The sequence below is a fragment of the Treponema bryantii genome (assembly GCF_900113965.1).
Classification (GTDB): Bacteria; Spirochaetota; Spirochaetia; order Treponematales; family Treponemataceae; genus Treponema_D; species Treponema_D bryantii_A.
Genome location: NZ_FORI01000011.1, coordinates 1 through 13,044 on the forward strand (window position 1 = coordinate 1; position 13,044 = coordinate 13,044).

The window sequence follows — 13,044 nt, forward strand, 5'->3', positions numbered from 1 at the left end:
AGATTCCGGATGGAACAAATCTGATTCTTCATTCTGATCAGGGCTGGCAGTATCAGATGTATGATTATCAGAGGCGACTGAAAGAAAAAGGAATCAGGCAAAGCATGTCGCGAAAAGGCAACTGTCTTGATAATTCGGTAATGGAGAATTTCTTTGGATTGCTGAAATCCGAACTTTTATATTTACAAAAGTTTGAATCCGTTGAACATTTCAAAAAAGAATTAGTTGAATATTTGTCTTGGTACAACGAAAAAAGAATTAAGGTTAAATTAAAAGGACTGACCCCTTTACAATTCAGGAATCAGTCCTTAAAATCAGCCTAGTTAAAGTGTCCAATAATTGGGGTGCACTTCAAAGCCCGAGGATGACATTTGTCTGTCATTGTCGGGCTTGACCCGACAATCTATTATAAGTCTTGTACTGAAGATTTATAATATTCCTCTAACTGTGGCCGGCACTCGATAAATATTTTTCCAATAACCGGGTCAAAGTGTTTACCTAAATCATTTTTGATTATTTCGAAGGCCTGGTTAAAAGACTGGGCTTCTTTGTAGCATCTCTTACTTACCAGTGCATCAAAAACATCTGCCAGTGCCATTATGCGCGCTTCAAGTGGAATTGCTTCTCCGCTCAGTTTTTCAGGGTAGCCGGTTCCATCCCATTTTTCATGATGATAGTGCGCAACGTTTACTGCAATCTGACGGAACTCTTCATCGTTAATTCCGCTCAAAACTTTCTTTACGATAATTGCACCCTTAGCCGGATGCTCCTTCATCTTTTCATATTCTTCTGGAGTGAACTTTCCAGGCTTACGGAGAATTGAATCATCAACTGCAATTTTACCAAGGTCGTGCATAGGTGCAGCCTTAACCAGAAGCTGAAGAAAAGCCGGAGAAAGCTTTTCAATCTCTTTGTGTTTGAGAAGTTCTTCTGCAAAAATCTGAATACAGTCACTGGTGCGCAGAATGTGGCCGCCCGTAGAGTTGTCGCGGCTTTCTACCATTGTGGCAATTCCCCTGATGATAGAATCCTGCATATCTGTAACCTGTTCGGTTTTCTCCTTTACAAGATGAGAAAGTTCTTTGTTAAAAGAGTTCAGGCCTTTGATATAATTCTGCTGTTCGGTATCATCTCTAAGTTCAAGGAAAAATCCCATCTTCATTTTGCTGGCAGAGATTCTGTGAATTGTACAGATGCCCGCTTTATCACTATATTGAATTCGGAAATCTTCGTTACAATGTTCGTTCCAGTTCCAGTCATCATAATGAAGATTGTCTATGATGTTTGTAAAAGTTTTCGGAATATAGGAATCTAGGGAGATTTCGCTAAGCTTTGGAAAGAAGGTGAGGGCAAAATCATCACATCCCAAAAAGCGTTTTTTATTGTCAAAAGCAATGTAGCCGTAGCCAGTACGGTTTTTGTATACGTTCAAAAGATTAAGTTGAAGGTCATAAGTATTTGTCTTTGCAGAAAAATACAGAAAGAAGGATTCCATGAAGATATAGATGTAAGGCATAAGATTAATTCTTGTGCCTATCACAAGCGGTATGATATAAGCGAGAGTTCCAAAAATCAGCATACACAAAAGAATCTGAAGTGATTTTTTTGAAACATTGTTTTTTGTAAAGATAGAATGAATGACAGAAGTTATAGCGGCTATGTTTATTCCCGCAATAAAGCACATGTAGAAAATCATTGCAGGACCCATTTTAAATTTGATAAGTGTGAGTCCCATTTCAGTTACGATGTACGGGTGTGCAAAGAAAAGTTGAGTTTCTTTTGTTGTAGCCAGTAAGATGCTTAATACAGTTGCAAAAATCAGAAGTCCGAACCGGAAAACAAAATAAAACTTCTTGTGGCACATGTCTAAGATTACAATAAGACCAAACAGAAGTGTAAAAATACTTCCAATGTAAGAAAGAAGATTTCCAGAGAGTGCGCCTTCCAGAGTGTCTGCGTGAACAGACATTGCGTAACCAAAGTTTGAAACAAAAGTTGTCAGAAAAAGTGTGAGATAGTTTTTATTTAAATTGTTTGAATTGATTTCGTAGTAAAGATAGAGTGCAACCAGTGAGATGAATAAGGCTATAAGATAGATGATTCTCAAATTCATTATATCAATTATAAGACAGTTTTTCAGATAACTCTAGTTTTTTCGGAGAATATCTACACAATGACTTCCAGCTCCAACTAATTCCGGTCTTTCAGAAATGGAAATCTGGAACTTGCAGAACGCTTCAAATTCTTCTTCACTCATTTCGTTGAGTTCGCGGCGCATATAGTCTGCAGCTCCGTCTGCGGAAATAAGTTTGATGCGTTCAAGGCCGGCTGCTTCATTAAGGCGGTTGATATCTTCAACGCGAACATAGTCGTATAAATCTTCTTCGGTACAGACGGTGTGAAAGTCTGAGCTGAGTCCGCCTTTGGCTGCAACCTCGGTCCATTTGTGTTCCTTAAAGCAGTAGGAAATTACGCTATATTCGTTCATTACATAGGCAACAAGAATTATGCCGCCTTTTTTTGTAATTCGCTTTGCTTCGTTTAATGCCTTGAGTTTTTCGTCATCTCCATGAAGATGATAGAGCGGGCCAAAGAGCAGGGTGATGTCAAAGGTTTCGTCATCGAGGAAGTGAAGGTTACGTGCGTCGCCCTGCCAGGTTTTTATGTTTTCGTGTTTGGCGCGGAGAATTTCCAGATTGTGTTTTACAAGTTCTACGGCAGTTACGTCGTAGCCGCGATGACAGAGTTCTATGGAATAGCGGCCGGTGCCAGCACCGATATCGGCGATTTTTACGGGAACACCGGTGGTTGAGTAGTCCGAAGGACGTATCGAAACCACATTTTGAGAGCCGTCGTCTGCGGTGGTTTCGACAGGCTCAACCACCGTATTTCCTGGCTCAACCACCGTATTTATCGACTCTTCAATAAAATGCATAGTGGTGCGGAATTCTACCTGACCATGGCGCGTTGTGAGACGGTGTTCTTCGTGGAATTTATTGTAGTATTTGTTTAGATCTGCCAAGCTGCATCCACAGCCTTAACGGCATCCTTCTTTTCTTTATCGCTCATGAACGACTGGCGGAAGCTGTTCTTTACAAGTTCCTTAATTTCGTCCATAGTAAAATTCAAATCTTTGTGACAAATCCAGAACTCGTCGAGCAGGGTAGTCTTAAAGAATACAGGGTCGTCTGTGTTGATGTTTACAGGAATGCCCTTGTCAAAGAATACGCGAACAGGGTGATCTTTTGCTTTCTTAACAATCTTCTTTGTAAAGGTGTTAGAAGTAATACAGATTTCTACAGGAAGCTTTGACTTTTTGAGTTCTTCCATAAGCTTTTCGTCCTGAATGGCAGTAATACCGTGGCCGATACGTTCTGAGTGAAGGTAGTTGATCGCATCCCAGATGCTTTCCGGGCCAACATCTTCTCCGGCATGGGCAACTGCATGGAAGCCTTCTTTAAGAGCTTTTTCATAAACAGGAGCAAAGTCTTTAGCAGGTCCTTTTGCTTCAGCACCGCCAAGTCCAATACCAATGATATCTTCGCAAGGGAACTGTTTCAAAAGGTTATAGTTATTCATAGCATTATCACAGCCAAAGGTACGAGAAACGTCCATCAAAAGCTTAATTGTAATGCCTGTTTTTTCTTTGATTTCTGTGATTTTTTCGTGGAAGACACGAACCATGTCTTCGTATTTAAAGCCCATTTTAAGGAAGGCAGTAGGTGCAAAGAATACTTCAGTATAAGTTATTCCATTTTTAACAAGATATTTCTTAAGTTCATCAAAAACAACTCTAAAATCTTCTACAGAAGAATACATTCCCTGAATTTTCAGAAAGGACTGAATAAAGCCGTTTAAGTCGTTATATGAGAAGAGCTCTTTCTGCTCTTCTTTAGACATTTCTTTGCCGAATTTATTTTTGTAGAGCTTATTAATTCCGCTTAATGTAATAACTGCTTCAAGATGAAGATGAAGTTCTGCTTTTGGAACAGCTGATAAAAATGATTTAAATTCTGACTTATTCAATTTAATCGTCTCCTAACTTTTTTTGCACCCTAATCAATTTTAACACGGTTCTGCGGATAATGCAATTACTGGTGTGAATGTTTCAATTCTTTCTCTTCATAGAGTTTTTGGTCTGCTTTTGAGAGCAGTTCATCTAGATCGCAATTATCCGGCGAGAATTCTACATAGCCCAGACTGATTGAAAGGGTAAAAGGAAGCTCTGCTTTTTCAGAATACAGTCTGTTTAGCTGATTGATTCGTTCCTTTATGGCAGAAATATACCCTTTTGTAAGGCCTGTAGAAACAATGGCAAATTCATCACCACTGAGGCGGCCTACAATATCAGATTCACGGAAGGTTTCTACAAGAATCTTTGCTTGTGTCTGAATTGCAAGGTCTCCAATTTGATGGCCCCATGTATCATTGATTTTCTTGAGGCCATCCATATCTGCAAAGAAAACAATTCCGCCTTTTCCGTTCTTTGCAGCACGTTTAAGTTCTTTTTCTGCGTGGTCAATAAAGCCGCGTCGGTTAAGAACCTTTGTAAGTTCGTCTTCTGTAGACTGAATGTTTAATTCGTGGTTGTTTTTCAAAAGCCGTTCATTGCGGTTTGAAAGCAGTTCGTTTCTGTCCAGAGTCTGATTAAAGTCGTAAGCGTGCGCAATTGCGTTAATCAGAAGTTTAAGATAGATATGATGAATCTCAAACTTAGAGTCCGGAACCTGAACTATGAGATAACCGTACTGTTTTTCTCCCGCAAAAATTGCATGAAGAATATACACTCCAGGCATCTGAGTAAAATAGGTATTCGGCAAAAGCTTTTTATGCGGGTTAATTTCAATACCCTTATCATCATAAGGAATAACCTGCTTATTGTTATCAATGTAAGTTCGTAGATAAGCCTTTTCCGGAATCACAATATCAGCTTCTTTAGTAAATTCAACAGGCTTATCGTAAAGAACAACGGCCATTGAACTGAAGCGTAGCTGAATTGTAATTGCAGGAAGAGATTCAAAAAGTTCTTTAAGCGTATGTGTAGTATGGAAGGTATCAATCAGAGTGTAAATGGCAACTGTATCTGAAAAATGTTGTGTGTATTTTTCGAGAGTTTCAGAATTCAGATGCTGGTTTGGAATACTTTTGCCGTTGTCATCCTTGCAGACAAAAGATGTATTGCTGATTGGAACACAGCCGCACGACTGTCTGTAAATTGGAGAGGCGGTTATCTTTGTGCAGCGGGGTACTGAAGAACCTGTAAGAACTTTATGTGCCAGCTCAGAGGCCTTGTAACCCTGATCAAAAATATTCTGATTTATTGTGGAAAGGGATGGTGTTGTAAAAGACGCTCTTGTAGAATCATCAAAGCCGATAACCTTTACCTGCTTTGGAACTTTTACGCCAAGCTTTTCAAGAGCCTGCATACAGCCTTCGGCCATTAGATCATTTGCGGCAACAAGGGCATCAAATTCAATTTCATCTTTTGAATGATAACGGTCTAAGAGGGCTCTTCTTGATACATCACGGCTAAAGTAGCCTTCAATTGTCCAGTCTGGATTATATTTTAAGCCGTTTTTCTTGAGCGCTTTCTTAAAAGCTTCAAAACGCACTATGGCTTCTTTTGAACTGGTGCCGTTTGCAGAAACAAAGCCGATTTTCTTACAGCCGTGAACATTTTTCAGATGGGCAATAATCTGGTCAAAGGCTTTGTCACAGTCGCAGACGGTGTAGTGAACCTCTTTGAAGGGCAAATCAACAGCAATGGAAATAATCGGCTTTTTAGTGAAGGGTTTTAAGAACTCGGCAAGCTCTTCTTCTTTTATGTAGGTTTGAAAGGTGCTTGTGATAATCATGATGAGGTCAATCTCATCAGAATTAAGGATTTCTGCAGCTGCCCAATACTGATATTCGTAAAGGCCATAAGGGTAGTGCGGCTGATTTGTCTGAGCCAGAATCAGCTGCACATCCTTGTCTTTTGTGTAATATGCAGCAGCTCCCTGCGCTACGGTAAGTGCATATTCAACTGTCAGATTGTGTGCAAATAAAGCTACCTTTTTCATAAGATATTTATTAATTATCCAACAGATTCCTCAATTCTGCAATGATTTTTTTGAACTCATCGCAGGCATCCTGAACAGGACCTGTTTCTTCCATATTTACACCGGCAACCTTAAGAGCTTCAATAGGGTAGCGTGAACCACCGCTCTTTAAGAACTTAAAGTAGTCTTCGCGCTCTGCTTCTCCACCATTTGTAACGCGTTTTGCAAGCGCAAGAGCAGCAGAAATACCTGTTGCATACTTATAAACATAGAATGCAGAATAGAAGTGTGGAATTCTAAGGCCTTCCATGTCGCTGTTTGATTCAAAATGCATTTCAGGGCCAAAGTAAAGTTCAAGAAGCTCGCGGTAGATTTTGCGAAGAAGCTCTGCGGTGAGCGGAGTTCCGTTTTCTACGAGCTCGTGTGCCTTAAGTTCGAACTCTGCAAACATTGTCTGTCGGTAAAGAGTTGCAAGAATATCGTCTGCACGCATTGCAAGAAGATATTTCTTCATTTCAAGACCTTCGGCTCCGCGCTCTTCTGCTTTTTTCAAAAGATACTGGAATACTAGCTGTTCGTTGAAAGTAGAAGCAACTTCGGCTTCGAAAATTGTGTAGTCGTAGCACATAAAAGGATTATTGTGTACGGCATACCAGCTGTGCATACTGTGTCCGCCTTCGTGTGCCATTGTGAACACGTCGCGGATATTTTCTTCATTATAATTCAAAAGAATATATGGATTTCCGATGTAGCAGCCTGAGCTGAAGGCTCCGCTTCTCTTTCCTACATTCTCATAGCGGTCGCACCAGCCGTTGAGTAAACCGTCGCAAAGGCGTTCGGTGTACTCTTTGCCAAGCGGCGCCATGGCGTTGCGGCAGATTTCTACGGCGTCTTCGTAAGATGTTTTTGTCTCCACAGACTTAATGAGTGGAACGTAAACGTCATAGTGGCGCAGTTCCTCTACGCCGAGTATTTCGCGGCGCAATTTGTAATAGTCGTGGAGGGCCGGAAGATTTTTGTGAACGCAGTCAATAAGGTTGTAATAGACTGATGTTGGGACTTTATTTCCATAGAGAGCCTGCTCAAGGCTTGAGTTGTAGCCTCTGGCGCGCATGCTGAAAATGTCCTGGTTTACGCTGCCGGCGTAGAGCGCAGCGAGAGTGTTCTGATGCTCTTCGTATTTTGCATAGAACTTTTTGTAAGCTTCTTCGCGCACCTTGCGGTCCTGAGAATGCATGAAAAGGCTCCAGGTAGTTTCTGTGAGCTGCTTTTCTTCTCCACCATCGTTTACTGTGCCGAAAGTTTTGTTCATATCAACATTTGTAAGCACGCTGAAGGCAGTTTCTGAAGTCTGTCCCGGCTGCATTGAAAGAGAAAGGATTCTTTCTTCCTTTTCGCTCAAAATGTACTGCTTAAAATGCAGAAGTTTTTCTATATATATACGGTAATCTTTGAATTCACCAAGGCTAATCCAGCTGCGAAGTTTTTCTTCATCAATTTCCTGAATCTCTGGATCAACAAAGCTGAGCTCTGCCTGCATCTGTGTGTAAGCCATCATTGCACGGCCGTCGCGGTCTGTTGCCTGTGTATCATCTTCATCTGCTTCATGCTGCAAAGACGCATAATGATAAACTGTTTCCATTACAAGGCTTGTTTTTTCAAGTTCTTTGAGTGCAGAAAGCAGGGTAATGCTTGATTCTCCAAGGCGTCCCTTATAGGCTGCAACTTTCTTTGTTAATTCAGGAAGTGTTTTAAGGGCAGCTTCCCATTCATCATCTGATTTATATATTGAAGACAAATCCCATTTATCTTTTGCTGGAACGTCTTTTCTGGCTGGTATTGTTTTTGCGCACATAATTTAACCTCTTTTACGAGTAATATACACTAAAAACCCGCCCTTGAGTAGTACGAATTAATTTGCGGTTTACGCAGAAATGGAGTACACTTAACCCGATGATTGATGTAGAGAAAGAAGAACAGGCTGTTCCACGAGCATTGCTTGTAGGTGAGCCTGGAAACAATTTACAGGAACTCAAAGGACTCGTGCTCACACTAGGCATGGATGTAGTTCAGCGACTCACTTTAAACCGAATGGAAGTACATCCGGCTTATGGAATAGGCAAGGGTAAGGCTCAGGAAATTGCCGAACTTGCAAAACAGATTGAGGCAGACTGCATCATTTTTGACTTTAATCTTGAACCTCGTAAGCAGAGAAACTGGGAAGAACTTTCCGGCATTTCATGTTTTGACCGCCAGGAAGTAATTATCCGTATTTTTGGTCAGCGCGCTCAGACAAAAGAAGCTGTTCTTCAGGTTGAACTTGCACGCCTTTCTTATTCGCTTCCTCGTCTTGCTCATATGAACAAGGATTTTTCACGTCAGCGTGGTGGTGCATTTGGTGCAAAAGGTTCGGGAGAAACTCAGCTTGAGCTTGATCAGCGTCAGGTTCGCGAAAAAATCAGTGCAATCAAAAAAGAACTTGCAGAAATTGAGTTAAACCGCAAGACCCAGCGCAAACAGAGAGACAAAATGCCTTCCTGTGCGCTTGTTGGTTATACAAATGCCGGAAAATCTTCTTTGCTGAACGCTCTTACTGGTGCCGACGCCTACGTAGAAAATAAACTCTTTGCTACCCTCGATCCGCTTACCCGTAAGCTTCCGCTTAACGATAGTGCAGGGGTTCTGATTACAGATACAGTAGGATTTATCAGTAATCTTCCTCATCATCTTATTGATGCTTTTAAGTCAACTTTGGAAGAAGCAACCTATGCAGATCTTCTTCTTCTGGTTCTGGATTCATCTGATCCTGATGCAGAAGCTCAGTATGAGACAGTTTGTGCAGTTCTGGAAGATATTGGTGCAGACAAAAATCCGCGTCTTATTCTTTTGAACAAGGTGGATAAGGCCGAAGATGAAAATCATACCCTTCAGAAGCTTCGCCTTAAGTTCCCGGATGCAATTTTAATCAGTGCAAAAGAAGAAATTGGCTTCCTTGATCTTAAATCAAAGATTTACGAGCTGCTTTATGGAGAGCTTGCAACCTATATTCTTCCTCCTACACAGACAGTGCTTATCAATGAATTGAAAAAAGCCGGCTGTATAGAAAAAGAAGAATGGCTTGATGATGGAGTTCATATAACCGCCCGTGCCACAGGACGCCTTGCAGCCCTTCTTTCGCCTTACATCACTGAGTAAAACATCTAATATATAGAAGGAAATTAATAAAAATGCCTCAGAAGTCAGATTCAGAAAACAAAACTCTTAATACTATACTTCTTGCAATAATTGCAGGACTTCTTCTGGTTATTGTAGTTGGAACAATTGCAGGCCTTTTAAGAAAAAAACAGCAGACTCCGGAAATCCTTATTTCTCAGGGAAAAGCCGTTAGCCTTATGGCTCCGGCAAATACTGATGAACTTGCATATTATGAACTTGGAACTATCCGTGTTTCTACTGCTCTATCTGATTCAGAAGAGGGCGGTTCAATTATGGTTTTATCTCCATGGCTTGCATATCCGGCAGGAGATACAGTCTTTTTTGAAGAGATTTCTAGAAAAAGCGGTTCAATAAAAGGAACTTTTCAGGCTTATTTTTCTTCGCGAACCAAAAATCAGCTTTTGACAGAAACCGAAGAGAGAATAGTACAGATATTAATAGAAGAAATAAACGCAGATTTAGCCCTTGGTAAGATCAGCGGCATATATTTTACAGATTATCTTTTCCTTGAGTAGAAAAATCTTCCTATACATATACAGAAATTGGACTGATTTGCCGATAATCTAAAGGTAGAAATGACTTCTGGCCAGAAGATTGCTTTCAGTCTGCTAGCGGCCCTTGCGCTGTTCGCGGTTTTTGTCATGAGCCTTCATTCCACGCTTTTTAAGGAGCTGGAAACCAGGTTTTATGCTCAGGCAAAAATAGAAGAGAACACGGGGCAGCTGGATAAGATATCGGAGAGCTGTGATTCATACATTTCGGAAATTCTCTCGCTTGTTGAAAAAGGTGAAAATGCCTGGACTAAAAACGCCTCTGTGCGCACCTACTATGTCCAGAACCCGTCGGAAAGTGATGTAACTCAACGCCGGCGTCTTACTGAAAACCTTTTTGCTCAGATTCCTTCTCTTACAGGTATCCGAATCATCGATAAGAATGGGCGTAATATGCATTACAGCTCTTATGATGATACAGATCTGCTGAAACAGAACGGACTTACTAAAATTTACAAGAATTATCCTGATGTTATTAAGGATGCGGGTGAACTTTCGTTCGAACTTCTTCAGAAAAACTCAAGTGAAACAAAAACTGTTCTTCTTTGTGATGAAGAACGCGGTCGAATTATTATAAACGTGCCATTCTGCTGGGTAGACGGCATTTATTCGGGCATGGCTCTGTTCTATCTTAATCTTCATGAAGTTGAAAAGGAATTAACCAGCCGCGAAGTGCTTGCTCTTGGAGAAGGGCTTACTTTATTTGCAGATGATGATCTTAACGGCGGTTTTGTAGTTAATCTTCCTCATGGTACAAAAGCTGATTTCAAACAGCCGTTCCTCAATTACTGGAAGGCTAGAAGTGAGGTTATGAGCCGTGGTGGAGACGCTGGCCAGCAGCCGGAAAAACTTCTTGCAATTCCAGACGGCCGTTATTACCTTGGACTTTCAAGCAACCGCATTGGAAAAATGCGTGTAAGTGCTGTTTATACAAGTGATATTTTTGAGCTTTCTACAGAAATCAGAATGCTCATTTACATCTGTGTATTTATTTCAATTCTTCTCATTGTTTTCCTGTTTTTCAGCTTCTTCCGTGACCCTGTGGTTACTTTGCAGAAGCGCATTAAGAAGATTCAGCTTGGAATTATTGAAAACTACCTCGATGGAAAAGAAAAACGCGAGTGGCCGGATGTTGCTCGTCATTTCCGCCAGCGCAGAAATGATTTGAGTGAAGAAATCATTAAGAGTCTTCATGTTCATTCAAAAAAGCGTAGAAAAGAGCTCTCTGAATATCTTGATAAAAACTGGGATGAAATTTTTGCAATTTTTGAAGCTAAAACAGGCGTTTCCGGAAGTTCTGCCGGTGAAAGTGCTCCTGCTGCAAATGTAAGCGGCGCGGCTGAATTAACTGGTGCTTCTATCGCAGAAATCCGCCGCATGCTCGAAGAAGTTCTTCAGAACAGAAATATTGTTGCTCCTGTTGCTGCTGCTGCGGGAGCGGGTGCAGTGGCTGCGGCTACAACTGCTGCAGTGGCTAAGAAAGTAGCTCCTGCGCCTGTTGATGATGAAGTTGAAGAGATAGATGAGCTAGATGAGATTGACGAGGTTGATGAACTTGATGATGCAGAAGTTCTAGATGAGGTTGAAGACCTTGATGACGCAGAAGAGCTGGATGAAGTTGAGGAACTTGCAGAAGAGGCAGATGAAGTAGAGGAGCTCGCAGAGGAAGTTGATGAACTTGATGATGCAGAAGTTCTCGATGAAGTAGAAGATCTTGACGATGCAGAAGAATTGGATGATGCAGAGGAACTTGCAGAAGAGGCAGAGCCTGTAGATGAAGTTGAGGAACTTGTTGAAGAGGCAGATGAAGTAGAAGAAGCAGAACCTGCAGAGGAAGTAGAAGAGCTTGATGATGCCGAAGAAATTGATGAGGTAGAAGAACTTGCTGAAGAAGCTGAAGAGGCTGATGAAGTAGAAGAGCTTGCAGAAGAAGTAGATGAACTTACTGATGCTGAGGAACCTGCTGAAGAAGTTGTAGAAGAACTCGCCGAAGATGCTGAAGAAGTTGATGAACTTGATGAAGCAGAAGACGAAGTAGAAACTCTCGATGACGTTGAGGAAGAAGAACTCGACGTGCTTGAAGAGTATGTTGAGCCTAAGCCTGGCGCTCCAGCGGATGACATTGATGCCTTCCTCAAATCACTTGCAGTACCAGAGAAGAAGTACCAGCCTTCAAATGAAACCTTCTTTGCTTCTGAAGAATTCCCTAATGTTGAAAATCTGTTTGCAGAGGAACTTAAGCTTGGAGATTTCAGCGCTTACTTTAAGGAAGGGGCAGCTACTCTCAATGTAAAATTGTATCCTATTCCTACATTTGAGCAGCCGGAAGGTGAAGTTCCTGTAACAAATCTTACAGAAAAAGATGCCGCAGAAATCAACTGGCAGCCTCCAAAACCAGAAGTAGAGGAGCTTACAGAAGAAGTTCCTTCATATATTTCAGAACCAGATTTCTCAATGACCAGCTTCGGTGACAATCTTTCAGAGGAAGTTCCTGAACTTCAGGAAGAAAAGGTAATTGTCGAAGAAGACGGTGTTTTTAGTATTGCCGAAGATCTCAAATGTACAGACGTTGAACAGGACGCCGATTTCAAAAAACTCGTAGATTCAATTCTCTGGTAATTACAATAAAGTTACCACTTGCTCTAATTCATTCATAGAATTATAATAGTTTCGTTATTTTTTTTTGACAGAAGGTTTCTTATGACTGTAGAAATGCTTGATAAAGCTATTCGCCGTGTACCTGATTTTCCAAAACCAGGAATCCTTTTCTATGATATTACAAGTGTTCTTGTAAATCCTGATGCGCTTAAATTTTGTATTGACCAGATGATAGAAAAATACAAGGATGTGAAATTCGATGGTGTTGCAGGTGTTGAAAGCCGCGGTTTTGTTTTCGCAGCTCCATTTGCAGAAAAACTTGGAATTCCACTCGTATTGATCCGTAAAAAAGGAAAGCTCCCTGGAGAAACATACCAGTGCAGCTATGCCCTTGAATATGGAACTGCAACAATTGAAGTTCACAAAGCCGACGTTAAAAAAGGCGGACGCTATCTTGTTGTAGATGATTTAATTGCAACCGGCGGTACGCTCGCAGCCGCTAAGAATCTGATTGAGCAGGGAGGCGGGGAAGTTACTGATTTCTTTGGCGTTATCGGTCTTCCATTCCTGAATTATGAGAAAGTTCTTTCACCATGCAAAGTAACTACACTCATAAACTATCTGGGAGAATAAGCCTA

The 13,044-nt window shown here is 41.1% G+C and carries 10 protein-coding genes; 5 read left to right on the forward strand and 5 right to left on the reverse strand.

Going from position 1 to position 13,044, the window contains the following annotated elements; genetic code table 11:
- Positions 1-323, forward strand: a 323-nt coding sequence (locus tag BM161_RS12480; protein WP_177206245.1) for an IS3 family transposase, incomplete at its 5' end; no start/stop codon positions are given.
- 83 nt (positions 324-406) lie between these two features.
- Here the strand turns inward: BM161_RS12480 and BM161_RS12485 are convergent.
- The 5 genes from BM161_RS12485 to pepF all read right to left on the reverse strand — a co-directional run bounded on the left by BM161_RS12485 (position 407) and on the right by pepF (position 7,896).
- The gene (locus tag BM161_RS12485) at positions 407-2,113 is read right to left on the reverse strand and encodes an HD domain-containing phosphohydrolase (protein WP_074933214.1); all 1,707 of its coding nucleotides are present in this window, start codon (positions 2,111-2,113) and stop codon (positions 407-409) included.
- Between the two features lie 33 nt (positions 2,114-2,146).
- A complete protein-coding gene (locus BM161_RS12490) occupies positions 2,147-3,022 on the reverse strand; it encodes a class I SAM-dependent methyltransferase (RefSeq protein WP_074933216.1) in 876 nt (291 codons plus the stop codon).
- On the reverse strand, positions 3,010-4,026 hold the full coding sequence (gene add, locus BM161_RS12495) for an adenosine deaminase (protein WP_074933218.1): 1,017 nt from the start codon (positions 4,024-4,026) through the stop codon (positions 3,010-3,012). Before add ends, BM161_RS12490 begins: the two co-directional genes overlap by 13 nt.
- 65 nt (positions 4,027-4,091) lie before the next feature.
- Entirely contained in the window at positions 4,092-6,062 is a 1,971-nt protein-coding gene (locus BM161_RS12500) for a diguanylate cyclase domain-containing protein (protein WP_074933219.1), read from the reverse strand.
- 10 nt (positions 6,063-6,072) lie between these two features.
- A complete protein-coding gene (gene pepF, locus BM161_RS12505; RefSeq protein WP_074933221.1) occupies positions 6,073-7,896 on the reverse strand; it encodes an oligoendopeptidase F in 1,824 nt (607 codons plus the stop codon).
- A 98-nt stretch (positions 7,897-7,994) separates the two neighbouring features.
- Here pepF and hflX point away from each other — a divergent pair, with 98 nt between their 5' ends.
- From hflX to BM161_RS12525, 4 genes are all read left to right on the forward strand, one after another.
- The gene (hflX, locus tag BM161_RS12510) at positions 7,995-9,236 is read left to right on the forward strand and encodes a GTPase HflX (protein ID WP_074933223.1); all 1,242 of its coding nucleotides are present in this window, start codon (positions 7,995-7,997) and stop codon (positions 9,234-9,236) included.
- Positions 9,237-9,268: 32 nt separating this feature from the next.
- Complete coding sequence (locus BM161_RS12515; RefSeq protein ID WP_074933224.1) at positions 9,269-9,772, forward strand: flagellar basal body-associated FliL family protein; 504 nt, start codon at positions 9,269-9,271, stop codon at positions 9,770-9,772.
- Positions 9,773-9,832: 60 nt separating this feature from the next.
- On the forward strand, positions 9,833-12,427 hold the full coding sequence (locus BM161_RS12520; protein ID WP_074933226.1) for a hypothetical protein: 2,595 nt from the start codon (positions 9,833-9,835) through the stop codon (positions 12,425-12,427).
- 81 nt (positions 12,428-12,508) lie between these two features.
- Entirely contained in the window at positions 12,509-13,039 is a 531-nt protein-coding gene (locus tag BM161_RS12525; RefSeq protein WP_074933227.1) for an adenine phosphoribosyltransferase, read from the forward strand.
- Positions 13,040-13,044 lie beyond the last annotated feature (5 nt).

What these genes read in the sequence shown, in the direction of transcription:
- hflX (WP_074933223.1), top strand. Translation starts at nt 7,995, where the DNA reads ATGATTGATGTAGAGAAAGAAGAACAGGCTGTTCCACGAGCATTGCTT.
- BM161_RS12485 (WP_074933214.1), bottom strand. Translation starts at nt 2,113, where the DNA reads ATGAATTTGAGAATCATCTATCTTATAGCCTTATTCATCTCACTGGTT.
- BM161_RS12515 (WP_074933224.1), top strand. Translation starts at nt 9,269, where the DNA reads ATGCCTCAGAAGTCAGATTCAGAAAACAAAACTCTTAATACTATACTT.
- pepF (WP_074933221.1), bottom strand. Translation starts at nt 7,896, where the DNA reads ATGTGCGCAAAAACAATACCAGCCAGAAAAGACGTTCCAGCAAAAGAT.
- BM161_RS12525 (WP_074933227.1), top strand. Translation starts at nt 12,509, where the DNA reads ATGACTGTAGAAATGCTTGATAAAGCTATTCGCCGTGTACCTGATTTT.
- BM161_RS12500 (WP_074933219.1), bottom strand. Translation starts at nt 6,062, where the DNA reads ATGAAAAAGGTAGCTTTATTTGCACACAATCTGACAGTTGAATATGCA.
- BM161_RS12520 (WP_074933226.1), top strand. Translation starts at nt 9,833, where the DNA reads ATGACTTCTGGCCAGAAGATTGCTTTCAGTCTGCTAGCGGCCCTTGCG.